This is a genomic window from Paenibacillus sp. PL91 (genome assembly GCF_012935325.2).
GTDB lineage: Bacteria > Bacillota > Bacilli > Paenibacillales > Paenibacillaceae > Pristimantibacillus.
The window spans coordinates 1-23756 of sequence record NZ_JABBYG020000003.1 but is presented as its reverse complement, the minus strand read 5'-3'; the positions used below and the strand labels follow the sequence as shown (position 1 = coordinate 23756).

Here is a 23756-nt window from a genome sequence, read left to right as displayed (position 1 = left end):
GACTAAACCTTCTGCTGAAATTTATGATATTCTATTGAAAGCATGAACGGAGAGATCAAGGAAAGGCGGAACATGTCATGAAGCTTATATTTTCACGCGTGAATACAGAGGAAGAAATCGCTGAGGTTGCTCGATTAGCGGCAGAAATATGGCGCGAATATTATGTATCCATTATTACAATAGAGCAGATTGAATACATGATTGGCAAATTCCAATCAATTCCAGCGATTGAGAATCAGATCCATCATCAGGGCTACGAATATTACTTCATCCATCACGATGGATCTGCGGTTGGATATATGTCGGTCAGACAAGAAGAGGGGAAGCTCTTCCTGAGCAAGTTTTATATAGGCAAGGATCACCGGGGACGCGGCTATGCCAGCAAAGCGACGGCATTCCTTGAGCAGCTGTGCAAAGACCGAAATCTAAGTCATATTTGGCTGACGGTCAATCGTCATAACGAATCCACTATTGCGGTATATGAGAAAAAAGGCTTCCAAACCGTACGAGAACAAATTGCGGATATCGGGAATGGATTCGTCATGGATGATTTTATTATGGAAAAAGAAATTCCGGTTGCATAAGCGAAAAGAGGGTTATAGCGAATACAAGGGACCGCTCTGGAGACAGTGGTCTTTTGTTGAAAGATTCGCAAGGATCCCACCCTACCTGAAAACCCCGACCTTTAGAAGGTCGGGCTTTTTAACATATCTGTTTATTGAAAACAGATAAAATAAGAACGAAAGAGAGAGTGGCAAAGTCTAGACGAACTTCCGACTAGTCTTCTTCCCATCACAGCTAAACACGATTTTTTTATCCTCAACGAACGTCTCCAAATGCACGTTTTTCCCCCAAAGTCTGCCCTTGCATACAATAGAATCTATGGAAACGGACCATCAAACTTTCTTGTTCCGAATTTGTGTTCCGCGAATTAGAGAGCAACATTACAAAATTCACCTTGTGTTATAACAATAGTTGTACTTGATAGACACAAGAGGAGATGAAAATAATGAGCAAGTTGAAAGGCAAGGTTGCTCTCGTTACGGGCGCAAGCAGAGGGATTGGTCGTGCCATTGCGACACGATTGGCACAAGAAGGTGCATTAGTAGCAGTTCATTACGGTAAGAATCGCGATGCTGCTGAAAAAGTCGTTCGTGATATTGACCGGAATGGTGGGACTGCGTTCACGATTGGCAGGGAACTAGGTTCTTCAGAGAGCATTATGTCTCTTTATCAAGCATTGGATGAAGCATTGTTAGAACGTAGGGGGGACACGCAATTCGATATTTTAGTGAACAACGCGGGAATCGCCCTATCGGCTCCCATTGAGGATACGACAGAAGAAGCTTACGATGAAATTATGACAATCAATGTGAAAACACCGTTTTTCCTGATTCAACAATCTTTGCGACGTTTAAGAGATGAAGGTCGAATTATTAACATATCGTCCGCTATAACAAGAATTTCCCTGCCTGCCATTCCTGCGTACAGCATGACCAAGGGGGCAATCAACACACTGACGCTCGCCCTATCAAATCAACTCGGCCCACGTGGTATAACGATCAATGCAATCCAACCTGGGTTCGTTGCCACGGATATGAATGCAGCGATGCTACAAGATCCTGCAGGACATAAATTCGGTGCTGACTTTTCTACCTTTGGAAGATGGGGGCAACCAGAAGATGTCGCGGATGTAGCCGCTTTTTTGGCCTCTGCTGATAGCCGCTGGGTAACCGGGCAGTTGATTGATGCCAGTGGTGGCTCTCATTTGTAAAGTCGTCCGGAAATATGGTTAACTTTTTAAAGATCAGAGTGCTGGATTTTTTAATGTTGAAGGGGGCAATCTCACGGATGGTTATGCATACCGTGGTTTCAATGGCATGTACAATTATAATTTAAGGGTTGAAACAAACAAAGTGAATTTATTCAGCTAACAGGAAACTACTCAAAGAGCTGTTTCCCGTTAACTTCTTAAATAAACTAAACATTCCTGTTGAGGCTAAAAGCCATCGTTTTGATCAAAAGTTTGATCAAAACTGATATGCTCCCCTAACGGTAGACAGGTGAAATAATAAAACCTGCAAATGTATGGGGAGCATATCAGATTTTATTTTCTCGTCACTGGCTGCCGCAGTTTCTATTATTGTGGTCAGTCTAAAACTTATTTACGAACTGCATGCCTTACATGGACGCTCCTTACATTTCCTGTTTATTTCCACATCTTTATGAAATTCCACGCATGATAGGACAGGTTCTTTTGCGCCCGTTCGGAGACTGCGTCTTTCTTCGTTTCTTTGTCCAGCTGGGCAATGAATTTCTCAATAGACTTCACTGCATTGTTCATTGAACCCTTCTCTTGATGATGCAGCGCCTGTTTTAACGTATTGTTCAGCTGCGGCACGATCGGCCCATTCAATTCGCCGGATGCTGCATAATCATCCATAAGCTTCGACAGAGCTGTCAACACCCCTGGAGTCTGAACAGCCGGAACCGGAATGGCAGACCAATCAGTATCGGAGGCAAAATAAAAGCTCGTATACGCAGGCTGGTTATACGCCGTATTCTGTCTTGCCACCTCTGCTCTGTACTGAGCGTCATGCATGAGCGTGTACAGCTTACGGTCTGTTACCTCGGTGCTGAGGTATATCCGGATCGCAGAACTTTCTGCAGTCCGGACGAGCATTTCTTCTCTCCAGTCACCGAGTATATCCGCAACCAGTCCCGGATTTCCTTTTGTATAATTGTTTGTTCTTGTCCCTTCGGCTGTCAGCAGTCTGCCTTTCTTCCAATCATCAATGGTCGGAGTGGCATCAATGGCTCCGTTCACAATCTGCGTCGTCATATCCGCCGACCATTTAATATTCATATTGGTGCCCGGCGCGGATGCGCTAATCGGAGCACCGTCAGCCGTCCACAGACCGACCGCCCATGTTTCAAGACCGCCATGACCAGGTTCAACATCGCCGATTATTCCACGTCCCGTATCTTTGCCAGTATATCCGCCGTACAGCACTTCGCCTGTTTCTGCGTCACGCAAGGAATAGCCGTAAGGCGCCCAGACGCCGCCCTCATGCACCATGAAGATTTCTTTCCCAGGTCTGTCCGGATCGATATCCGTTACATGAAGCGCATCGCCGTGGCCTAGTCTAGCTGTCGTTCCCGGAGCTGCGCTCTGCGGCGGCATCACATCCATCGAGCTGTATAACAAAGTGCCGTCATGATCAATCGTAGCCGATCCATATATGATTTCATGCTTGCCGTCACCGTCAACATCTGCGGCGCTTAAGGAATGGGCTCCTTGCGTCGTTAGGGTGCCGAACTCGGGGTCTGTCCCGTCCCGGCCGTGCGGTCCGTCGTTGAAAGGATTTGTCATCGGCGTCCATCCGCTGTCAACGAACCATTGCTCCTTAAGATGCTTGCCGTCCCAGTCGTAAGCGATTAGAGTCGATCTCGTATAATAGCCTCTTGCAAACACCGCTGACGGCTTCTCGCCGTCAAGGTAGGCTACCCCGGCCAGAAAACGGTCTACCCGGTTGCCCGGCTCGATTCTTGCCATCGCATAGTCTCCCCACAGAAGACCGTCGTCCTCGCGTCCGGGCTTATAGGGCACCGTCTCCAGCTCGGAACCGGTTGCACCGTTAAAGACGGTCAAATACTCAGGCCCTTTCACAATAAAGCCTTCGAACGCTCGGAGATTGTTACGGGCGCTTCTGCTCGGCGCATATACGTCCATAAAGTAATCGACCATGCTCTCCGCATCCAATTTGGATAACGGATAGTCGTATTTCTTTTCGATTCCGAAGCTCTCTTCGAGCGTAGCTGGCCAACTGCCGTTTTTCACTTCCTCATGCTCTGACCAGTTCATAAACACACCGACCAGATGCTCGTAATAATCATCACTGCTCATCCGGTAATCATCCTTATTGCTGTAGCCGGCATTTACATCCTCAATCGGCATCGTAATATATTTCTCGGAAGAGACTTGGCCTTGCCGGTCATACGTAATGATTTTAGTTCCTGGAGCGGTCTTCAGCATCGCTTCCGCCTTACCATCTCCATCAAAATCGTAAACCATGAACTGCGTGTAATGAGCACCGGAACGAATATTCACGCCCAGATCAATGCGGTACAAAAGTGTTCCGTCTATCTCGTAGCAATCGATATAGGTCACGCCAGTAAATCCGACTTGTGACACATCCTTCGAATTGGACGGCTCCCATTTGACGTATAACTCATACTGTCCGTCACCGTCGACATCGCCTACGCTCAAATCATTCGCGGAGTAGGTGTACGCTTCTCCTGCAGGTGTGATCCCGTCTGCCGGTTTATGCAGCGGCAAATCATAATAGGCATTTCCCCAAGGCTTAACCTGGGCGCTTTGATCAACCTCCTGGCCGTTTAAAACAGCGCTTACATAATATTGCGAAGCAGCGGAGCCGTCTTTGTCGAGGTAATTGGTGCTGTTATCGATCTCCGCAATTTTAACGCCGTCGCGGTACACGTTGAAATTCGCGCCGGTCAAACCAGTCTCTGAATATCCCGTCACTTCATTCGCGAGCAGTCGCCAGCTAAGAAATACGCCTTCCGACGTAGAGGCCGCAGTTAAGCCACGGTCCAAATATTCCAGCTGAATGCCGCGTGCGTTCCCTTCCTTGTCTTTCATATCCGTACCGGATGCAGATGCCGTTGCTATACTCGTAAGCAGAAGCGGAATAATCACAACGCTTGACAGTATTTTCTTGCCAAATGAGGCTCTCTTAAATCCCATTATTCAATCACCATCCATTAATTAGTTGATAGATCCTTGCCGACTTGCTTGTCTACTAGAGGCTGCCCCCTTTCTACGACTCATTATAGTTGTAACATTCTGTCATCAACACCCAAATAATCGATATTTTATGTTTAAAAAACAGTGATTTTCATCATGAAGCGTCATTCGTTACCTTCTTATTCTTACAGATAGACATAGAATGCGACGCTGAAAAGATTAATAACATGTTTAATGGTTAGTTTTAGTGTACTAAGCCCTAATAAGGTGTTCGCATGTAGTTGCGGTGATTCAAGCACTGAACAAAAATTTGAGGGATCTAGCGTCATATTCACAGGTACGTTGCTTAGCAAGGATAAAGAAGGCGGGAATATTTTTAATGTGAAGAAGGCCTGGAAAGGAAATCTCACGGATGGTTATGTATACAGTGGTTTCAATGGTATGTGTGGGACTGAATTTGAAGTAGGAAATACATATTTAGTTTATACAAACAATGTTGAAGGCAAAGAATTAACCAGTCTTTGTAGCGGCAATAAACTGATTACTGAGGCGAGCAAAGATATTCAAGCCCTAGACCGATTATCTGAACCCGAATGGAAAAATAAATATATACTGATATTACTTTTTGCATTTGCATTCGCAGTAGCAATCTCAATAATAATATGGAGAGCTAAATTGTGGTTAAAAAATAACGTTCACTAAACAAACGGGACACTATAGTTTAATAAAACATACCTACAAAACAGCTACATTTGTGACTGCATCCATAAACAAAACCTCTTCACAGGCATACAAAAGACCCTATAAGGCATTTTCTCTTTGTTGGTCGAATATTCAGTTTCCTCACGCAGACTCATGAATTCGCAGGATTTCACCCTTAACTTATACGTGATATAAGAAGTTTGTGCAAACTCCAATTATCCGTTTTACAGGAATTCTATTGGGAAACTTTAGATTAATAATGCGTAGTCCTTCATCTCGGCTACGCAAATGATCGCGGCGTTCAAGCTGATGTTGTGGACGAGTTTCGAATTCCGCAACGGGACACTCTGACGCGAACGCTGCTGAAATGACGACCGCCGAACTGGACCAAGGTCCGGCACCGATTCCATCCGCCAGGAGGATGATGATACCTAGAGGGAAAGGCTACAATGAGAGCAACAAAACGAGAAAGCGTGGTTGTGTTTATGAGGAAGCCAAGCGCCTTACAGGCCTGGAAAATGCTCGTCCTGTCTCTTCCCAAGGGAATCGCTGCATTCGTCATCGCCGTAGCCGGATTGTCCGTAAGCCTTCCGCTATCGGTATTTCTGATCGGCGTACCGCTGCTGGCTGGGACGTTGGTCCTGTGCCGGACGATCATGGTTGGTGAATTGAGATACGCGTCGGCCTGGCTCCAGGGAAAGGAGCATACTGCCGTTTCCGCTCCTCCGGACCCGACTGCCGGAGAACAGCAAGGATGGAGGTCCTGGTTGATGTCCGTTCTGAAGGATGGTAGATCGTACCGCGGTATCCTATTCGGGATTATACAGCTTCCGATCGGCATCGCGGCGTTCACCTTCGCCATCGTGCTGCCAATAACGGCGTTCGCGGTGCTACTCTCGCCGATCGCTTATGAGGTAAGCATGCGGCTGTTCGATTTCAATTTGTTTTCAAGCACGTGGGGGCTGGACCGGCTGCTCGACTGGAACTTGACGCCCGCCCAGCGCTCCTGGATCGCCGGCGGGGTCGGCGTGGTATTCGCGCTGCTGTTGCCACTGCTGCTTAAAGGTCTCGGCCGCTGGTACGTGGCTTGGATTCTGAGCGTCTCGGGCCCAGAGCCCGTGCGCCGTTCTAACCCGGAAGGAACTTATACCGGCGGAAAGTTTGCCTTCGCCATGGAAACCAATGAGGTCGAGTCCTTCCATTCAGAACGCGGTGTTCCGCCTTTCGGCTAAAGGCTCAGCGAATCGGATCTTTCAGTCCTAAGAAATCGTGCGTAAGGTTACTGGATAGGGGGTACGTAACCGACAAACTGAGGCCGGCCAGACGTGCACGGCATCGATCTGCTTTTCGTACAGACGCTGGAGATGCCGACATTCGCTTGGGTGTCATGTTGGGTAGCCAAAACGTATGGGGGATTTAATAGTACGTACTTTGTACTACTACACACTTACTGGCCTACATGAGGATAAATTGAGGCAAGAACACTTACTTTCACATTGGGATGTGGTAGGTCATTAAACTAATGGGACACGGTAGTTGAATAACACATATGGATGAGCAGGCGTTTCAGTGGCCTGCTCATTTTATTAATCTAAAGGGCAGATTTGTGTAAGGATCGTTACTGGACAAAATGTGTAAGAGTGTTCATTTCGTTAAAATTTTCATTAAGGTGTCCACCTCTAACAGCCAACCTTTATTGGATTGCGTTTCCTGTAACATGAGTCCTGTTATGACGGTGAAATAGAGGAACAACAGCTCTTGAGGATCACCTTCACAGAATTCTCCTGTTTGTTGACCTTTTATGAATATAGGAATAAGTAGATCAATTGTATCTTTCGGAGAATAATGATTGATCATTTCTTTGGCCTTTACCGGCACGTCATCCGACTTTTGTACTTGCTGAAGCAATAAGAAAAAATGTTTATGACTCTCATCAAGCATCCTTTTTGTTAAAGTTCTTATTTGTTCTAAGGGAGTACCTGGTAGTTGATGAACGTTTTTAATCGCCTCTTGGGCTTCTCCGATCGCTTCCTGTACGAGTACGGAAAAGATTTCTTCTTTGGAGTTGAAATAGCGGTAAGAAAGTCCTTGGCTAATACCGGCTTCAGATGCAATCATGCTCATTTTTGTGCCAGCAATTCCTCGTTGAGCGAATATTTTAAGAGCTACTCTCTTAATCTGTTCTCTGCGTTCATCGTGAATGCGATCAGGGGAATGTTCATGTAGTTGTGTCAACGTTATTCACTCTCCAATTAGGTTCTTTGTGACAAATCTCTGTTAGAGTCTTCGAATTCCGATCTGTTCTTCGCTTACCATCCATAATCGTTTTGTTGCATCCAGGTTCTGAGCGGGAACAGACGGGATTGTTGTTTGCCTGTCGGTGTAGTAATAACCAATATGACCAGTCAATTTGTCCGAGTCTGCTAACCACACCAAAGTTTCGGCACCTTTCTCCGGACTGCGGGAGAACATTTTCATCACGGCCATAGTCATACGGGCTAAAAGTCCGTTGTTCTGATTGAAGCTCGTGGAAACAAGGCCAGGATCAAAGCAGTAGGCGCTGACTCCGGTCTCCTCTAGCCGCCTCGCCAATTCAGCGGTGAATTGGATATTGGCGAGCTTGGTCTCAGCGTAGCGAAATGTAGGACCGCCAATAAATTTTTTTGGAAAGCTATAATGGTGTTCCGCGGTAAGATCATCAAAGTTGATGCCCTTCTTGGCCATCTTGTGACCATGGGATGCGGTTGTGATAACACGGGCATGCTCGCTTTCCTTCATACGATCAAGGAGAAGCGTAGTCAGAAGGAAAGGCGCCAGATGGTTAACAGCCCAAGTCATCTCCATACCATCTTCGGTTAATTGCCGCGTTTCGAACAAGGCGCCAGCATTATTGATCAGAACGTCCACTCTCTGGCATTTGGCCAAAATATCAGCTGTAACACGACGTATGGACTTTTGTGAAGCCATGTCAGCCAAGAATACATCCACAGTGGTTCTTCCACCGGTTAATGCCACGATTTGAGCCGCTACTTCATTTGCTTTAGCCTGATTACGAGCTACGATTCCTATGTTAGCACCCCGAGTTGCGAGCTCTTTGGCCGCGGCCAACCCAATGCCGCTTGTAGCCCCAGTAATCACAACATATTTGCCTTGGATTGTCCACTTACTATTCGTAATTATTCTCGCCATTTTTGATCCACCTCTCGCATAATGAATGAACGGTTCATTTACCAATATCTTAATTTAAGCTCTGTTTACTGTCAATAGGGGATTACCTAGCACTCAACTAACGGGACACGATAGTTCAACAAAACATGGAGCAGTTTGCCAGCGGCAGTCTGCTCCTTGCTTATTAAAGTAACGGGAAGATTAGCGCAACATTGCTGGCCCAGAAAAGCGTAGCCCAAAGAACTTCAGAATTTTGTATTGACGTTTAAGGAGTGTTCAGGATTTCAACAGACTTTACTTTTATTAGCTTGGGATCCCAGACATCATCATTAGATATACTGTATAAAGTGAATTTTACAGATTGACCAACCTGTAGTTTTTTGTAGTCCTTATACTCGATTTCGCTGACTTCATCGATGTAAACATGACCCTTCTTTTCATCAATTGATGTGATTTTCCCCGAGAGTATAAATTCTTCTCCTTCGCTATGGCTGCAACCAGACATCACAATGCTGATACAAATGAGTATTGCTAATAGATATTTATTCAATGTGAGCCACCCCCTTACTTTCTATATTAGACTGTTTCAATTTCAAAAATGTTGACAACTTATAGTGAAAAGTTCCAAACGGAGATGATTTCGCAATGGATCATTTTGCAATCCGAGATGAGATAGGAGAACTAATAAATTCACTAAAAAGTCAGGAGCACTTTTCTGAAGTAGACAAGAATTTGTGGAAACCAGTTCTCAATAAAATCGAGGAGAGATTCATTCAAAAACCGCATTATACAAATAGTTTGCATTGGTTGGCAGAGACTTAAAGATCCACAATATATGATTAGATTAGTTGATGCTTCAGAAAGATACTTAAATTACTTTATTAATGATGAGAAGGTTTGGTTTATTGTAGAGGATTACAAAGATAAAATGTGGCTTTATGAAGGAGAGATACAAATTTTATAATTAAGAATGTTATTCCTGAACTTATGCACCTAAGGGAGCATTATGTAGTTTCCAAAAAATACGAATGGTTATTATGCGTTAATCATTATGATATTGTGTTCGGATCAGGGCTAGAGATAATCGATAAAATGAAAAAATTTGAGCAAAAGAACTCCGGAAAATTTATTAGAAGTTGACTGATCCGTATTCTGGAAACTCGAGCCTTCAGTAAACTGAAGGATATCGAGGCATTGTTACATACAGTTCGGAAAAGGGAATGACCGTCTAACTGCAGATCGGAACATCTGTGGGTCAAGTTATGCCTATTCAACATAAACATCAGGAGAAGGCTGCCGACAGAAATGGATCGGGAGCCTTTTCTGCATATTTCCCGCAGATCCGTTAGAACAGAGGCTGAAGCCATCTCCTTTGGAAAGGGGATGCCAATGGATATGCCGCGCGGCTGTGGAACAATTCGTCGTCCGTCTAATCGGCGAATAAGCCTCAGCCTTAGATTCTACTCAGATGGCCAAAACCAAATAGCTGGTTGTACGCAGAAAAGCCTTGTTGATACCTGCTAGAAAGCATGAGCAACAAGCAATAAAGCACAAAGCAGCCTAGCGCAAACGCCAGACTGCGTTGTACTTTGAATATGACAGATAGCTTAAACGAGTTAATCATGCACGCGGGAACGATTTCGCAATAAGGCCTGAATCCCCTAGACTTCTCTTCCCCTAATCAATCCGCATCCGCTTAAACTGTTTGAGAAGGCTGTCCTCGTGATGAATCATCCAGTCCACAAGCGACTGCCGCAGATCGGCAAGCGTTTGATTGTAGTCCGAGCGGTCGATCAGATTGGTCAGCTCGTGAGGATCGCATGCCAAATCGTAAAGCTCATCCATATCGCCGCAATTAAATACATATTTGTATGAACCTTTGCGGAGCATACGTTGGGTGAACATTGCAGCCTCAAGGCCGGCGCCCTCAGTCACGATACAATCCGGCCATTCGACCAAAGCCTCTCCCGCTAGCGTTGGAGCGAATGACCTGCCGTCCGCCCCAGGCGGTGGGGATCCAGCGCCCGCGAGATCGAGTATCGTCGCATGGATATCGCAGGTGCCGACGAAGCTGGTTTCCGTCCGCGGCTCGATTCGACCACCGGCTGGCTTGACAATGAGCGGGATGCGGCAGGTTTCTTCATACATGAAAAACGATTTGTCGCACAAGCCGCCGTGAATGCCAAGCGACTCTCCGTGGTCAGCGGTAAAGATAATAACCGTATTTTCGTACAGATCATGCTGCTTCAAGTAATCCAGCAGCCGTCCGATCTGCTCATCAATGCTGCTCATCGCTCCATAATAATGTTTAATATAGGGAACAAAATCGGACCATTCCGTCGTGTTTCCTTTTTTGATGCGATGAATGGACGGTTTTCCTTTGTTGTCGTCGTAGAAGTTCGGCCACGGCTCAATAACCACATCGCGGTACAAGTCTAGAAACCGCGTTGGCGCTACATAAGGCTCATGCGGACCCCAAAAATTTAATGAGAAGAAAAAAGGTGCCTCTCGTTGACGAAATTGATCGATATAATGGATTGCCCGCTCCGTCAAATAGTATTCAACAGTGGACTCAATAGGTGAGGTCAATTCAGAGGCGTAATGATACTCGAAGTGACCGCTCACTTTATTTTCTTCCTGCCAGGTAAGTCCGTTATCCTGCAAATAATGCCTGAATTGCGGGTAATTCATCCCCCCGCCCCCGTGGCCAGCGAAATCGTCGCCCTCATAGCCGACATCGGTAGGCATGGATTTGATTCCAGCGACAATGTCCGGAAAACGTACATAAGCGAGATTCTCCCGCAAGTAGTTGCCCATCTCCGGTCCGAAGCCCAGATGCCACTTGCCCGTATAGCCAATGCTGTACGACTGCTCCTCCAGCTGTCTGCTGAGCAGCCGGGACGTATCCGGCAGTTCTTGAACCATGCTGCCCATGCCGTATCCGTTCGTCTGCATCCCGTGCTTGAACGGATACATCCCCGTCTGCATCGAAGCCCGAGCCGGCGTGCATACCGGGCAGCTTGTATAGGCATTTTCGAAGACAACGCTTTCATCCGCAAGGTCATTTAAATTTGGCGTTTGGCATACTTGTCCACTGTAACTGCGCAGCGTATCGACGCGCTGCTGATCCGTCTGAATGAATAGGATGTTCGGACGGCGTGGGGATTGTTCTTCCTCATGGGACATGGTCGTACCTCCTCAAGATCGTCTAAATAATGAAATAAGATCCTTGCTTCTACTTCTACATTGAATTGCTCAGAAACGGATAGACCCCTATGCTAGCTGTCAGGTCGGCCAGCCTTAAATCATTGCATGATGCTTTGGAGTTGTCTCTTCTTATATGAATAACTTATAGAGTTAGCCAGTGTAAATATGTCATTCATGCTGCGGCTTGTCATTTTTCACATTCGAACCCTCTCACCCCTCGTCCTTACTGGATTAGCAACAGTAAAAAAACATTCCAGCCAAAAGAATACTTCATTCGGGGGAATGGTTTGTAGACGAAAATAGTTAATAAAACACGATTTATGCTTGCAGTTAATGCATACTGCCGAGGTAAGTTTAAGTTTGAAGAGCACAGCGTAGCCGCTCATTCATGGAAGGTTGTACAATACGGCAATACATTGGCCGATATTTAGGAACGTAATGGCGTTACGATAGATTGAAAAAAGCTTTACGAGATTACGAGCGATGGTTGACAAACGACGCTTTTTCGATGCCAGCTTTCATGTTTTTGATAAAGAATATCAATCTCCTTAAAGAACGATAAGAAGCCGTTAATGCAACGATCCTATTCTTTCAAGATGAAGGTTTTGGTTATATGATCAAATTTACTGACCCTTTCGGTAATGAATTTGGTGCTTACCAATCCATTCACTAAGGGGAGCGTTAGTTGAGTTGCGACGTATTGTATAAGGAAAAGCCAACCCGCTTAAGATTGTCCTTCGTTAAAGACAGCGCTGAGAACTGTGCTGTACTGAGTTTCTTGTGATCACCGGCTTCCTTTGGAGCACACATTCTATGGGGCTTCCCGATTTATCGCATCCGGCCCAATGGAGCCAAGAACGGGCGGAGTTATTATCGCGCGCGCGGAATCCAAGACGGAGATTGAGGGAATTATTAAGGAAGATCCTTTCCATAAAGAAAAACTCGCGGAATATACCGTTATTCCGTTCACGCCAACAATTTACGCCGAGTCTCTGGCATCTTTGCTTGGTGGAGGTATATGATAGGGATATATATTGAAAGGGAGGATGAAATCACAGATGAGTTATGAAACCTATTTTCAAAACTTAAGGGAACAGCAGTTGGACGAGCTGAAGCATTGGTTGTCCATCCCGAGCATATCTGCCCTGTCCGCGCATAAAGCGGATATGAACAAAGCGGCCGAATGGCTTGCGGACGCGCTCACCCGCGCGGGCCTCGAGAACGTGGAAGTGCATCAAACCGACGGCCATCCGATCGTGTACGCCGATCATCTTCATGCTCCCGGCAAACCTACCGTGCTTGTTTACGGCCATTACGACGTGCAGCCAGTCGATCCGCTGCATTTGTGGACGACGCCTCCCTTCGAGCCGGACATCCGGGACGGCAAGCTGTACGCACGGGGCGCGACGGACGATAAAGGCCAGGTGTTTCTGCATATCAAAGCGATAGAAGCCATATTGAAGCAGGAAGAGCGGCTTCCGGTCAATATCAAGCTGTGCATCGAGGGCGAAGAAGAAGTTTCCAGCCGGAGCCTGCCCCCTTTCTTGACGACGAATCGGGACAAGCTGGCCACTGACGTCGTCCTGATTTCGGACACATCGCTGCTCGAGCCGGGCAAGCCCGCCATAAGTACGGGACTTCGGGGATTGTGTTCGCTTGAGGTCACCGTGAACACCGCGAATACCGATTTGCACTCCGGAACATACGGCGGAGGCGTTCCCAACGCGCTTCATGCCCTCGTCTCATTGCTTGCGACTTTGCACGATGATCGGGGCCGCGTAAGCGTCGACGGATTCTATGAAGGCGTGCCGGAGCTTTCGCCGCTCATGAGAGAAGAGTTCGCCAAGCAGATGCTGGATGAAGATCAATTGAAGGCAAGTCTTGGTCTTGACGCGTTGTACGGCGAAGAAGGCTTCTCCTTCGTGGAACGCGTCGGAGCGAGGCCGACGCTTGAACTGAACGGCGTTTACGGCGGATTTCAGGGCGAAGGCACCAAAACGGTCATTCCGAAGGAGGCGCATGCCAAGATCACCTGCCGCCTAGTTGGAGACCAGGACCCGCAGGACATTCTGGACAAGATCAAACGGCATTTGCAGAAGCATGTTCAGCCCGGCGCGAAGCTGCAAGTCAAAGATGGCGAGAAGGCCCGCGCTTTCAACATCGATCCTTCCGACCGAATGCTGCAGTTGGCTGCGGATGCTTACGAAGACGTCTACGGCACGCGAGCGCTGTTCACGAAAGATGGAGGATCGATTCCGATCGTCGCAACCTTCTCCCGCGAACTGGCGGCTCCTGTCGTTATGATGGGCTTTGGTCTTCCGGACGAGAATCTGCATGCGCCGAACGAACATTTTCATCTGTACAATTTCGACAAAGGGCTTCTGACGATCGTATCGTTCCTGAAGCGGTTATAGGCATGAAAAATCGCGAAGCGGCCGGCTTCGCGATTTTTTTTGACCATCAGGCTGTTCAACGGAAATAAAGTATTAGACCGATATAGTTGTAGACTAGGAAAATAAAGTATTAGACTGGAGATGGGCATTGAACTAACGGACAGTTTAGCGTGGTGGCTCGTACAATATGGTAAGTATTTACTTTTCGGAAAACCACTGTATAATAAACGAAATTCAATGATATGAGCAAGGGCGTAGGCACAATTGTGCTTACGCCCTTATTCATGTTTCAATTGGAATACCAAACTAGGGGGAAGTAGATGAGTCCAAAATCTCTTAAGATAATGAAGGGGCTCGTGTGCCCTTTTCGCTTTTACTACGGAACGTGGTCCGTTATTCAAGTATGTTCATTTAGATTCATTCGGAGTGTCTGCACATTGAACGCAAGAATCTATAAGACTCTGTTTGCACCCTTCATTTAATCGAATACTAGATACTTGGCCAAGACATGCAGGTATTTCTTGACTCAGCACTAGCGAGAGACTGGTATCTAACGGCTTCATACCTGTCGACTCCCGGTCTTTTTTTATGCTGACTCCGAATAATGCTCTATGGACAGGAACAACTCTATTGAACTAAGGTTAGATATGGCAATATGATTGAATAATAAACAAATTAAAAAAGCAGGTGAAGTCATGGACGCGGTTCGGATACTGATTGCCGACGATGACAAAGAAATAAGGGATTTGCTGAAGAAATATTTGGAACGAGAGCTTTATCAAGCGGATGTTGCTGCAGATGGAGAACATGCCCTGCGCTTGTTCAACGCTAACAGCTACAACCTTGTTATATTGGATATTATGATGCCGCAGGTGGATGGGATCGAAGTATGCAGAAGACTGCGGAACAAATCTAACGTTCCCATATTGATGCTTACGGCCAGGGACCATGAAGTGGAGAAGATACTTGGTTTAAGTATAGGCGCTGACGACTATATGACGAAGCCGTTCAGTATCAATGAGGTTGTCGCCAGAGTAAAGGCGCTTATGAGGCGATTTCTGATCCTAGGGAGCGAGCTGGGTACGCAGGGCAAAACAAAGATCACGTACAAAGGTCTCTCGATCGATCTCCGGCAATATACCGTCAATGCCGGCGGAGAAGAGGTTTCACTTACGGCTAAGGAATTTGAGCTGCTTAAGTTTTTCGCGACTAATCCCGGACAGGTGTTTACCAAGACCCAGTTATTTCGTAATGTATGGGACAGCAGCTACATAGAAGACGACAACACGATAATGGTGCATATCAGAAAACTTCGCAAGAAAATAGAAATAGACCCTTCCAACCCTCTGTTTATTCAAACGGTATGGGGGATCGGTTACAAATTTACAGGTGAAAAAGATGAATCTTAATAAGCTCACCGCGCTTCTTGCCGTTCAATTGGTCATCATCGTTGGGATTGCTATCACGATTACGAATCGCAACGGGCCGGTTATTCCTCAGTGGATTTTATTCGCTGTATTTATTGTAGTTACGGGCATTACTTTGGCTATGGTGTTGCGTTTCCGCATGAAATTGGCGCACATGTCCGCGCAGTTAAAACGAGCGGCTGGCGGCAATTTCAAGACCCGATTATTTGCGAAAGAAGATCCGATTTGGAATGAGGTTGTTTTTTCGATCAATGAAATCATCGATCAGCTGGAACAAGTTAAAATCGAATCAGTCAAATCGCAGTCGGCTAGAGTTAGCCTGTTGTCCAGCATTTCACACGATATTCGAACGCCTCTCACTTCCATTATTGGCTATGTGGACGCCCTGAAAGACGGCATTGCCGCTTCCGAAAAGGAAAAACAGGAGTATATCGCGATTCTGTCGATAAAAGCTTCCGCGCTCAAGGAAATGATTGATGAGATTTTTATGATGGCGAAGCTCGATGCCGATGAGATGCCTCGCAAAGAGGAAGCTATCGATTTGGCCGAGCTGACCAGGGAACTGTTGATTGAGTTTCTACCGGAGCTGAAAAAGCAAGGGATCTCCTTAGAAACACATATTCCGGATGTGAAATACCCTGTGCGGGTAGACCGGATGGGACTGATGAGAACTATCGGAAATATTGTAAAAAATGCTGTACAGTACGGAAAAGAAGGGAAAGTGCTGGGGGTAGACTTGCTAGAAATGGACGATGAGTACCAATTGAACATTTGGGATCGGGGGCCGGGGATACCAGAAGAGGAGCTTGCGCACATATTTGAAAGAAGTTATAGAAGTGATAAAGCGAGAAGCTCGGAAAGCGGCGGAAGCGGTCTCGGACTAGCTATAGCTAGGTCGCTAGCGGAAAGAGAAGGCGGAGGGATTGCTGTCCAAAGTATGCCGTGGGAGAAAACGTCTTTCGGCTTGTTTCTGCCGAAAGACGGCGTAAAAATTAAGAAACAATTAAAAAATAGATAAGAAGCTGTTAAAATCGTCTGTCTATAATGATGACATGCTTACGAAGGAGGTGTTTCACGATTAGCGTTATTATTAGAACCACAAACCTGAAAAAGGCTTACGGTAAGTCGATTGTGGTCGACAGTGTAAACATGACGGTCAATCAGGGCGAAATATACGGTTTTCTGGGACGGAACGGCGCCGGCAAGACAACGACCATCCGCATGCTGATGGGACTAATCAAACCTACCGATGGCCAAATCGACATATTCGGCGAAAACCTTGCGCACCGTCAAAAAGATATTTTGCGCAGAATCGGGTCGATTGTTGAAGTGCCGGGCTTTTACGAAAATCTGACTGCGGCGGAGAATTTGTTGATTAATGCCAAAATAATGGGACTCCATAAACGAAATGCGGTTGCGGAAACGCTAGAGATGGTCGGACTGCAGGATGAAAAAAGGAAGGTGGTAGGAAAATATTCGCTCGGGATGAAGCAGCGTCTTGGCATTGCGAGAGCGCTCCTTCACTATCCAGAGCTACTTATCCTGGACGAGCCTACCAACGGGCTTGATCCAATCGGGATCAAGGAGATGCGCAAACTGATTAAAGCATTGGCAGAGGAACGCGGAATCACCATTTTTTTATCGAGCCACATTTTATCGGAAATCGAGCAGCTTGCGGATCGTGTGGGCATTATTCATAAAGGCGAATTGCTGGAGGAAATCGCATTTGACAAGCTTCGCCAAATTAATCGCAAATATGTGGAGTTTCAAGTGTCAAGCGACAATAAAGCCGCCATGATCCTTGAGAATCATTTTAACGTCATTGATTATGAGGTTCGTGAGCAAGGGCAAATCCGGATTTATTCGCATTTTGGAGAGCAGGGTCAAATCAATAAAGCATTTGTTCAGCATGACATCGAAGTTTCAAGGATTGCTGTCAGTGAGGACAGATTAGAAGATTATTTTACTCAGCTTGTGGGAGGCGGAAGCATTGGGTGATCTGGTCTATACGGAGATTTTGAAGCTTAAACGCTCTAAAATGTTTTTATTAACGTTTATCGGTGCCTTGGTTGCTCCGTTCCTAGTCGTAGTTTCGACTTATATCCATGTTCATAGCAATGAGCCGACGGAGCAGATTCTGTTTGCCGAACTATTTTTTGATACCAACTTATATACGACGGTACTGATAGGCGTTCCACTCTACGGTGTGGCGGCAGCATATCTTTTTAGTCGTGAATACGCGGAGGATACGTTGAAAAATTTGCTTACTATCCCGGTTTCCCGCACCGGCATACTGGTCAGCAAGATGCTGCTTCTGTTTATGTGGATAATTGCGCTTACGATCGTGGCGTGGGGATTGACACTGCTGCTGGGCATGCTCGGACAGTTTGATGGCTTGACGTTGTCCTTGCTTCTGCAGTCATTCACGCAATTCACCGTTGCGGGCTCGTTTCTGTTTGTTCTTTCCACGCCTGTTATTCTGATTACACTCCTATTGAAAAATTATGTGCCGGCGATTATTTTGACTATTGTGATTACTTTGATCAATGTAATGGGCGGAAACTCCGAGTACAAAGGGTTGATTCCGTGGACAGCGGCATTCGATATTGTGAATGGAACGCTCCTGCCGAAGTATCCCGCGTCATACTCATACGTTTCGATCGCTGTGCCAGCAATTGGTTGTTTCATCGCGGCACTTCTCTACTTTAGAAAGGCGGACGTTCATTAATGAATGATTTCATAAGCGCGATTATATTGGGTATTATTGAAGGGTTGACCGAGTTTCTGCCCGTATCTTCTACAGGGCATTTGATTTTGGCAGGCCATTTGATGGGTTTCGAAGGAGATGCGGCTACCACGTTCAAGATTGTCATTCAGCTCGGTGCCGTCATGGCGGTATTCGTGCTTTATTGGAAAAGGTATTTGGATATGCTGAAAGGCCTGCTGACTTTCAACTTTTCCGCAGCGGGGAAATTAAACGCCGTTCATTTGATAATCGCCATGGTTCCTGCCCTTATCGTTTACCTGATTTTCAAGGATACCATTAAACAGGAATTGTTCGGGCCGGCACCTGTACTAATTGGCTTGATTCTGGGAGGGATTCTCCTGATCATTGGCGCGCGGGCAAAACGGAAGGTGACAGCCGAGCAAACGGACGACATTACCTACAAACAGGCGTTTGGAATCGGATTGTTCCAATGCCTCGCCTTATGGCCGGGTTTTTCAAGGTCGGGATCGACGATAGCTGGCGGAATGTTGCTCGGCACGAGCCAGAAAGCCGCTGCGGATTTCACGTTTATGATATCGGTTCCGGTCATGCTCGGCGCGACGATGCTGGACATGTATGACAGCCGCGAGTTATTGACGTCAAGCAATTTGACGCTGTTTTTAGTCGGGTTTGTTACGGCCTTTATCGTGGCTATGATTGCCGTCGTTACTTTTTTGAATATAATCAAGCGGCTTAAGCTGGAATGGTTTGCGATTTATCGTTTCGCACTCGCAGCGGTATTTTACTTCTTTTTAATGTAATATGGATGATAATCGGATGGCAAGTCGATTTTCATCATATCATCACTAAACAGTTGCAAGTTAGATCAACTGGTATCTGTTTTGCTTTGACAGTAAGTGTTGAAGGAAAATAAAGATGTAGACTAATGATTCGCCATTAAGCTAACGAACTATACCTAAACAAACAATAGGACGAGGCTGCCGACATGAAACGGCAGCCTCGTTGAGCTAACGGGCAGTTTAACGCAATAATCCATCTTCCTGACTTATCCATAGTACGGTACAATATATCTTGATTCCGGAGGTCTTTCTACATATGGCAGTGCCTCTTTTTTTTCATTAGCAGTATAGCCGAACGACTGTAAAACGTTTGTTCCTTGCCATACGGTTATCCCTTAAATTAAGGTTTGATAAAAAAGGAGGCCATTTAATTGAAAATAAGTGAATTATCTAGAATAACAGGTGTTAGTACCCGATCCATCAGACATTATGAAAAGAAAAAAATAGTTACTGCGGTTCGCTTGGAAAATGATTACCGGGAATTTGATTATTCTGCTGTTAAACGCATTAGAACCATCCAACTCTACTTGGGTTTGGGACTAACAACCGAGCAAATTGAGGAAATATTGAAATGCGAGGATAATGGTCCTAGTGAATACGAATTTTGCGAAGAAATGCTGGAAACTTATCAAGAGAAATTGGATCAAATCAATAGACAAATTAATGCATTAGCAGTTGTAAAGAATCGGTTGGAAAATCAGATAATACAAACGAAGGAAAAAGGAAGATTGAAAGATTTTTCCTTGTTGAGATAACGACATAAGGGAAAGTCCCAGTCTGAATAAAGGCCTGGGACCTCCAATAGATAATTTTCGCTGTTCTTTAGAAGCTGTTTACGCAGTCGTTTTCGTTCGCAATTCGGTCAGGCAACGGCTTTGACCCATTCAGACGCTGACGTCGATGCCGTGACGAACACTTCATGCTAATGGCTTTTTGATCGCCTCAAAAATACGCTCGAAGCCATCGGCACCGTAGCCTTCCGCAACCTTCAGGGTGGCAAGAGCCTGGATAGGCGTCAGCCAGTCGACAGAGATACCCAGTTCCTTACTAGAGCGGACGATGTTGTCCAGCCCTTGCTTGTTGATAGTGAGGTTGGAAACATCGGTCGCGTATATACTTTCATCAAGCGCACGTGCAGCGTTGGGGTCGGTAAGACTCGGTACAATCACGTAATTGAGCCAGTTGGTTACGTACGGCAGGATCTTTGTCGCTGAGATGCATGCCCTGCTCAGCAAGGCATGTGCGTGGAGATAACTGTACCATGCTCCATAAAGCATGGTAAGCAACGCCAAGTCGTATAGCAACGGTTCGCCATGGTCCTCACTGAGATAGGTGGTACTGCCTCCCAGGAGTTTCAGCATCGGCTCATGGGCTTCAAAGAGAGCCTTCGGACCGCCATAGAAGATGAGGGCTTCAGGCAACCCGATCATCTGAGGAATAGCCATGATCGCTCCATCGAGATAATCGGAGCCACACTCGGCTGCCCACTTCGCTGTCTTGCGGGCTTCCTCCGGTGTTCCGGTGGTGAGGTTAATGATGACTCGATCGGAGAGTTCGTGGCCCAAGGGAGCGAGGAGCCTGTGCATGACCTCGTAGGTAGACAAGCAAACGACGACCACGGCGCTCGCTGAAATCGCTTCAGCGATCGAGGTCGCACGGGCCGCACCCTTCGTGACAAGGTCATCGGCCTTGTTGGCAGAACGGTTCCAGACGGTTGTCGGGTGGCCACCCTTCAGGAACGTGTCGGCCAGTGCCAAACCCATATTGCCTAAGCCGATAACCGTTACAGGTGAACGGTCCTCGCCCGTCATCACAGCATCTCTAAATGATGTATCTTTCATATTATCTCCTCCTTGTATTTCTAGGTTTAATGTAATTTAAAACCTAATTCTAAAGTATGACTTTCAGATGATGATGAGTTTTGCATTGAAATGCTTTTGAACTATTTAAGGGGATACAATACCTTGTCCCAGACCTCCATCAACGGCTAACTTGATGCCTGTGGTGAATGTGGCGTCGAAGGCAAGGAATAGGACTGCTTTGGCAACCTCATCGGAGGAGCCATGACGCTTCATGGGTGTAACCGCATCTCCCATAACCTCGAAGGCGGTGCGCTCCGTCTCGGATAAGCCGGCGACTCCCATAGTCGGTGTTTTGATAAATCCGGGGCTTACAACGTTCACGCGTATGCCTTTCGGCAGCAGTTCGGCCGCAAATCCAGATGCAAATGAACGTAGCGCTGCCTTAGAGGCTCCATATACGCTCATGCCGAGAGAGCCTCCTTCATCCGCAATGGATGATGTAAACACGATGGAACCTCCATCTCGAATCAGCGGAGCCAGGCGCTGCACGGTGAAGAAGGCCCCCTTCGTATTAACCATAAATGTTTTGTCATAAGACTCTTCTGTTACCTCATGATACGGTTCAAGCAGCGCGATCCCTGCGTTAACGTGCACAAAATCGATCTGGCTGAATCGTTCCTGCACAATATTTCCTAAATCTTGAATGTCCTTCAAACTCGACACGTCGGACTGAACGACGTGCGCTCGATTCCCAAGCTCCCGTTGCGCCTCTTCTACGTTCCTTGCATTGCGTCCTGTGATAATCACTTCCGCGCCTTCCTCCAATAAGGCTTTTGCAGTTGCCAGCCCTATGCCATGCGTACCGCCCGTAATGACGGCTTTCTTAGCTATATACTTTTTCATGCGTTTTCCTCCTTGATGGATTCGAATTAATCCTTACTTAGCTCATTCTAAAGGTTGACACTAGTGTGAAAGTCAATAGTGCTTAAAAAATCATAGCTTAGCGTTACGTTAACGGAACACGTTAGTTGAATCTTTAGTTGAAACAAAGCTGTCAGGTCAGAAAGATAAATTGGGGGTCAACAGATGGAGGAGCAAGCATTAGAACTATATAAGGAATTCATAGATGATCTGGTAGAACTCCGCCCAAGTGTGTATCCTCGTTGGATAACGGGCAATGGCTGGCCGAAAACGGAAGAGAATGAAAAGATCAATAGAGTCTTGAGTGAATTGACGAAAGAACAAAAAGAGGTAATAGCACTAATTGTCCAATCGGCTCGAGACAGCGGGATTCAATAAGCCAACAGCGGTTACGGTGAGCTTCAATGCCTTTAGTGATGCGGATCCGTCTTCTGGCCATGCTACGCGAATCTTCTACTTACAAAAGGTAAATGAAGACGGCAGCGTGACAAACATTGACTTAAATAAGGATGGATCGGCAGAATACAGCGTACCGCTTGCACTCACTAAACATTCATATCGCGTTGAAGGCTTAATTAGCGGGCAAAAATATCGGGTAACTGTTTTGGATTATGACGTTGCAGGGAATGAAGGCCATTATGCGTATATCCATTTCGTTACTAACCGCCCACCGACGGGAGACTTTGATTGGTCACCTAAACCGGTCTATGAAGGGGATATGGTCCAATTTAAAACAGATGTTAATGATGAAGATGGCAATATACTTGTAGTAACTTATGAATTAACAAGTCCCTCAGGTGTTAAGAAAAATTACAGCTACAATATGAACAAACCATATCCAGTTAATGGTCCATCGATTAGAATGTCTGAGGTGGGCAACTGGATAGCAAAAATGGTAGTAAGTGACGAGATCGCTGAACCGATAACGGTTACGAAGGTAATTCAAGTTCGTCCACTTGGAATTACAGGATGGGTCAGTCATACAACAAAATGGGAGGAAAACCGATTAGAGTTTAATAAAGCCAATCCGACTGCCACACGCCCGTCAGATATGTTCTGGGCAGGTGAAGAATTTGTTCTTTCTGCAAATGTAACAGATACTGGATCTTCATTAGTCAAGGCGGATAAGGTAACAGTAGGTTTAGTAGGTCAAGGTATAACTATCGATCTCAGTAATAGCCCATCTGGAAGCATTATCTTTAAGGGGTCGATGTGGCGAAAAAACTTTAATTCCCTGCCAGACGGCTATTATAATTTCCTCTTTACTTCTTATTACTCAAATGGTGTTGAAAAGACAACAACCGTTAAAGTACAGATAAAAGATAGTATTTGGGATATTACTAAAACTCATCTCACACATTGAATATGAAAAGAGACCTTAAGTTCTTATTTGAGAACCGAGGTCTTTTTTTGTTCAAACGCGAGCCCGAAACCTACTATCACGTTGTTGTATGGTATGACTCTAATTTTTTGCGGCGCTGGAGAATACGGGCGGAATTTTGCATATATAGGTCTGCATGAATCTAGTAATTGCTGGTATAATAGTAGATCTACATAGCCTAAGAATACTAAAAGAGACTTGTATGAAAAAAATTGTATACCTGAAAATTTTGATCTGTGGGTTGATTAGTATCTCCGGTTATATACCAAACCGGGCGGAAGCAAGCGGTAGTTATACAGCCAAGGTATACACCGACTCATTGAATGTCCGCAGCGAGCCTTCGCTTAAATCGTCGATCGTGGGTGCTTTGAAGAATCGCGAGATGGTCACCGTTTCGAATGAAGAGCACGGCTGGCTGCG

24 protein-coding genes and 1 pseudogene are annotated in these 23756 nt (G+C 46.0%); 18 read left to right on the top strand and 7 right to left on the bottom strand.

From position 1 onward, the window contains the following. Positions 1-77: 77 nt before the first annotated feature. Positions 78-584, top strand: a complete 507-nt coding sequence (locus HI950_RS08845) for a GNAT family N-acetyltransferase (RefSeq protein ID WP_169083977.1) — start codon at positions 78-80, stop codon at positions 582-584. Between the two features lie 425 nt (positions 585-1009). Beyond that, a complete protein-coding gene (locus HI950_RS08840) occupies positions 1010-1774 on the top strand; it encodes an SDR family oxidoreductase (protein WP_169083978.1) in 765 nt (254 codons plus the stop codon). Positions 1775-2209: 435 nt separating this feature from the next. Here HI950_RS08840 and HI950_RS08835 read toward each other — a convergent pair whose 3' ends face one another. After that, on the bottom strand, positions 2210-4768 hold the full coding sequence (locus tag HI950_RS08835; protein ID WP_169083979.1) for a rhamnogalacturonan lyase: 2559 nt from the start codon (positions 4766-4768) through the stop codon (positions 2210-2212). A gap of 381 nt (positions 4769-5149) precedes the next feature. On the opposite strand from HI950_RS08835, the gene HI950_RS08830 reads away from it, so the two are divergent. From HI950_RS08830 to HI950_RS08825, 3 genes are all read left to right on the top strand, one after another. After that, positions 5150-5470, top strand: a complete 321-nt coding sequence (locus HI950_RS08830; protein ID WP_169083980.1) for a hypothetical protein — start codon at positions 5150-5152, stop codon at positions 5468-5470. Positions 5471-5891: 421 nt separating this feature from the next. Then, positions 5892-6137: a hypothetical protein gene (locus tag HI950_RS35700; protein ID WP_223285225.1), complete on the top strand. Its 246-nt coding sequence runs from the start codon at positions 5892-5894 to the stop codon at positions 6135-6137. Continuing rightward, complete coding sequence (locus tag HI950_RS08825; RefSeq protein ID WP_223285208.1) at positions 6046-6702, top strand: sensor domain-containing protein; 657 nt, start codon at positions 6046-6048, stop codon at positions 6700-6702. The genes HI950_RS35700 and HI950_RS08825 overlap by 92 nt, the downstream gene beginning before the upstream one ends. 412 nt (positions 6703-7114) lie before the next feature. Here HI950_RS08825 and HI950_RS08820 read toward each other — a convergent pair whose 3' ends face one another. From HI950_RS08820 to HI950_RS08810, 3 genes are all read right to left on the bottom strand, one after another. Then, a complete protein-coding gene (locus tag HI950_RS08820; protein WP_191296767.1) occupies positions 7115-7705 on the bottom strand; it encodes a TetR/AcrR family transcriptional regulator in 591 nt (196 codons plus the stop codon). A gap of 42 nt (positions 7706-7747) precedes the next feature. Further along, positions 7748-8659 carry an SDR family oxidoreductase gene (locus tag HI950_RS08815; RefSeq protein ID WP_169083982.1) on the bottom strand — a complete coding sequence of 304 codons (912 nt, stop codon included), beginning with the start codon at positions 8657-8659 and terminating at the stop codon, positions 7748-7750. A 244-nt stretch (positions 8660-8903) separates the two neighbouring features. Next, on the bottom strand, positions 8904-9188 hold the full coding sequence (locus HI950_RS08810) for a hypothetical protein (protein WP_169083983.1): 285 nt from the start codon (positions 9186-9188) through the stop codon (positions 8904-8906). Positions 9189-9283: 95 nt separating this feature from the next. Between HI950_RS08810 and HI950_RS36960 the strand changes: the two are divergent. Next, positions 9284-9602, top strand: a pseudogene (locus HI950_RS36960) (DUF6756 family protein). After that, on the top strand, positions 9599-9778 hold the full coding sequence (locus HI950_RS36955; RefSeq protein WP_411268085.1) for a DUF6756 family protein: 180 nt from the start codon (positions 9599-9601) through the stop codon (positions 9776-9778). Before HI950_RS36960 ends, HI950_RS36955 begins: the two are co-directional and overlap by 4 nt. Before the next feature lie 537 nt (positions 9779-10315). Here the strand turns inward: HI950_RS36955 and HI950_RS08805 are convergent. Beyond that, positions 10316-11824, bottom strand: a complete 1509-nt coding sequence (locus HI950_RS08805; RefSeq protein WP_169083984.1) for a sulfatase family protein — start codon at positions 11822-11824, stop codon at positions 10316-10318. An 818-nt stretch (positions 11825-12642) separates the two neighbouring features. Here HI950_RS08805 and HI950_RS08800 point away from each other — a divergent pair. The 8 genes from HI950_RS08800 (at position 12643) to HI950_RS08765 (ending at position 19987) form a co-directional block, all read left to right on the top strand. Next, positions 12643-12867: a YciI family protein gene (locus HI950_RS08800; RefSeq protein WP_223285190.1), complete on the top strand. Its 225-nt coding sequence runs from the start codon at positions 12643-12645 to the stop codon at positions 12865-12867. Positions 12868-12903: 36 nt separating this feature from the next. Then, positions 12904-14259 (top strand): dipeptidase, encoded by a 1356-nt coding sequence (locus HI950_RS08795; RefSeq protein WP_169083986.1) that lies wholly within the window; start codon positions 12904-12906, stop codon positions 14257-14259. A 674-nt stretch (positions 14260-14933) separates the two neighbouring features. Then, complete coding sequence (locus tag HI950_RS08790; protein ID WP_169083987.1) at positions 14934-15647, top strand: response regulator transcription factor; 714 nt, start codon at positions 14934-14936, stop codon at positions 15645-15647. Then, entirely contained in the window at positions 15637-16683 is a 1047-nt protein-coding gene (locus HI950_RS08785) for a sensor histidine kinase (protein ID WP_169083988.1), read from the top strand. The genes HI950_RS08790 and HI950_RS08785 overlap by 11 nt, the downstream gene beginning before the upstream one ends. 29 nt (positions 16684-16712) lie before the next feature. Beyond that, complete coding sequence (locus tag HI950_RS08780; protein WP_169084038.1) at positions 16713-17663, top strand: ABC transporter ATP-binding protein; 951 nt, start codon at positions 16713-16715, stop codon at positions 17661-17663. Next, a complete protein-coding gene (locus tag HI950_RS08775; RefSeq protein ID WP_169083989.1) occupies positions 17656-18393 on the top strand; it encodes an ABC transporter permease in 738 nt (245 codons plus the stop codon). Before HI950_RS08780 ends, HI950_RS08775 begins: the two co-directional genes overlap by 8 nt. Then, positions 18393-19193 carry an undecaprenyl-diphosphate phosphatase gene (locus tag HI950_RS08770; protein ID WP_169083990.1) on the top strand — a complete coding sequence of 267 codons (801 nt, stop codon included), beginning with the start codon at positions 18393-18395 and terminating at the stop codon, positions 19191-19193. The genes HI950_RS08775 and HI950_RS08770 overlap by 1 nt, the downstream gene beginning before the upstream one ends. A gap of 410 nt (positions 19194-19603) precedes the next feature. Further along, positions 19604-19987, top strand: coding sequence for a MerR family transcriptional regulator (locus HI950_RS08765; protein WP_169083991.1), 384 nt, complete (start codon positions 19604-19606; stop codon positions 19985-19987). Positions 19988-20149: 162 nt separating this feature from the next. Here the strand turns inward: HI950_RS08765 and HI950_RS08760 are convergent, their stop codons facing one another. After that, positions 20150-21073, bottom strand: coding sequence for an NAD(P)-dependent oxidoreductase (locus tag HI950_RS08760; protein ID WP_223285189.1), 924 nt, complete (start codon positions 21071-21073; stop codon positions 20150-20152). A gap of 105 nt (positions 21074-21178) precedes the next feature. Next, the gene (locus HI950_RS08755; RefSeq protein WP_169083992.1) at positions 21179-21937 is read right to left on the bottom strand and encodes an SDR family oxidoreductase; all 759 of its coding nucleotides are present in this window, start codon (positions 21935-21937) and stop codon (positions 21179-21181) included. A gap of 183 nt (positions 21938-22120) precedes the next feature. Between HI950_RS08755 and HI950_RS08750 the strand changes: the two genes are divergently transcribed. The 3 genes from HI950_RS08750 to HI950_RS08740 all read left to right on the top strand — a co-directional run. Then, positions 22121-22333, top strand: coding sequence for a DUF6547 family protein (locus HI950_RS08750; RefSeq protein ID WP_187768059.1), 213 nt, complete (start codon positions 22121-22123; stop codon positions 22331-22333). Beyond that, positions 22299-23318 (top strand): hypothetical protein, encoded by a 1020-nt coding sequence (locus HI950_RS08745; protein WP_169083993.1) that lies wholly within the window; start codon positions 22299-22301, stop codon positions 23316-23318. The genes HI950_RS08750 and HI950_RS08745 overlap by 35 nt, the downstream gene beginning before the upstream one ends. A gap of 220 nt (positions 23319-23538) precedes the next feature. After that, positions 23539-23756, top strand: a 218-nt coding sequence (locus tag HI950_RS08740; RefSeq protein ID WP_169083994.1) for an SH3 domain-containing protein, incomplete at its 3' end; no start/stop codon positions are given.

What these genes read in the sequence shown, in the direction of transcription:
- HI950_RS08845 (WP_169083977.1), top strand. Translation starts at nt 78, where the DNA reads ATGAAGCTTATATTTTCACGCGTGAATACAGAGGAAGAAATCGCTGAG.
- HI950_RS08840 (WP_169083978.1), top strand. Translation starts at nt 1,010, where the DNA reads ATGAGCAAGTTGAAAGGCAAGGTTGCTCTCGTTACGGGCGCAAGCAGA.
- HI950_RS08835 (WP_169083979.1), bottom strand. Translation starts at nt 4,768, where the DNA reads ATGGGATTTAAGAGAGCCTCATTTGGCAAGAAAATACTGTCAAGCGTT.
- HI950_RS35700 (WP_223285225.1), top strand. Translation starts at nt 5,892, where the DNA reads ATGATGATACCTAGAGGGAAAGGCTACAATGAGAGCAACAAAACGAGA.
- HI950_RS08815 (WP_169083982.1), bottom strand. Translation starts at nt 8,659, where the DNA reads ATGGCGAGAATAATTACGAATAGTAAGTGGACAATCCAAGGCAAATAT.
- HI950_RS08805 (WP_169083984.1), bottom strand. Translation starts at nt 11,824, where the DNA reads ATGTCCCATGAGGAAGAACAATCCCCACGCCGTCCGAACATCCTATTC.
- HI950_RS08795 (WP_169083986.1), top strand. Translation starts at nt 12,904, where the DNA reads ATGAGTTATGAAACCTATTTTCAAAACTTAAGGGAACAGCAGTTGGAC.
- HI950_RS08790 (WP_169083987.1), top strand. Translation starts at nt 14,934, where the DNA reads ATGGACGCGGTTCGGATACTGATTGCCGACGATGACAAAGAAATAAGG.
- HI950_RS08785 (WP_169083988.1), top strand. Translation starts at nt 15,637, where the DNA reads ATGAATCTTAATAAGCTCACCGCGCTTCTTGCCGTTCAATTGGTCATC.
- HI950_RS08780 (WP_169084038.1), top strand. Translation starts at nt 16,713, where the DNA reads ATGACATGCTTACGAAGGAGGTGTTTCACGATTAGCGTTATTATTAGA.
- HI950_RS08770 (WP_169083990.1), top strand. Translation starts at nt 18,393, where the DNA reads ATGAATGATTTCATAAGCGCGATTATATTGGGTATTATTGAAGGGTTG.
- HI950_RS08760 (WP_223285189.1), bottom strand. Translation starts at nt 21,073, where the DNA reads ATGAAAGATACATCATTTAGAGATGCTGTGATGACGGGCGAGGACCGT.
- HI950_RS08755 (WP_169083992.1), bottom strand. Translation starts at nt 21,937, where the DNA reads ATGAAAAAGTATATAGCTAAGAAAGCCGTCATTACGGGCGGTACGCAT.
- HI950_RS08750 (WP_187768059.1), top strand. Translation starts at nt 22,121, where the DNA reads ATGGAGGAGCAAGCATTAGAACTATATAAGGAATTCATAGATGATCTG.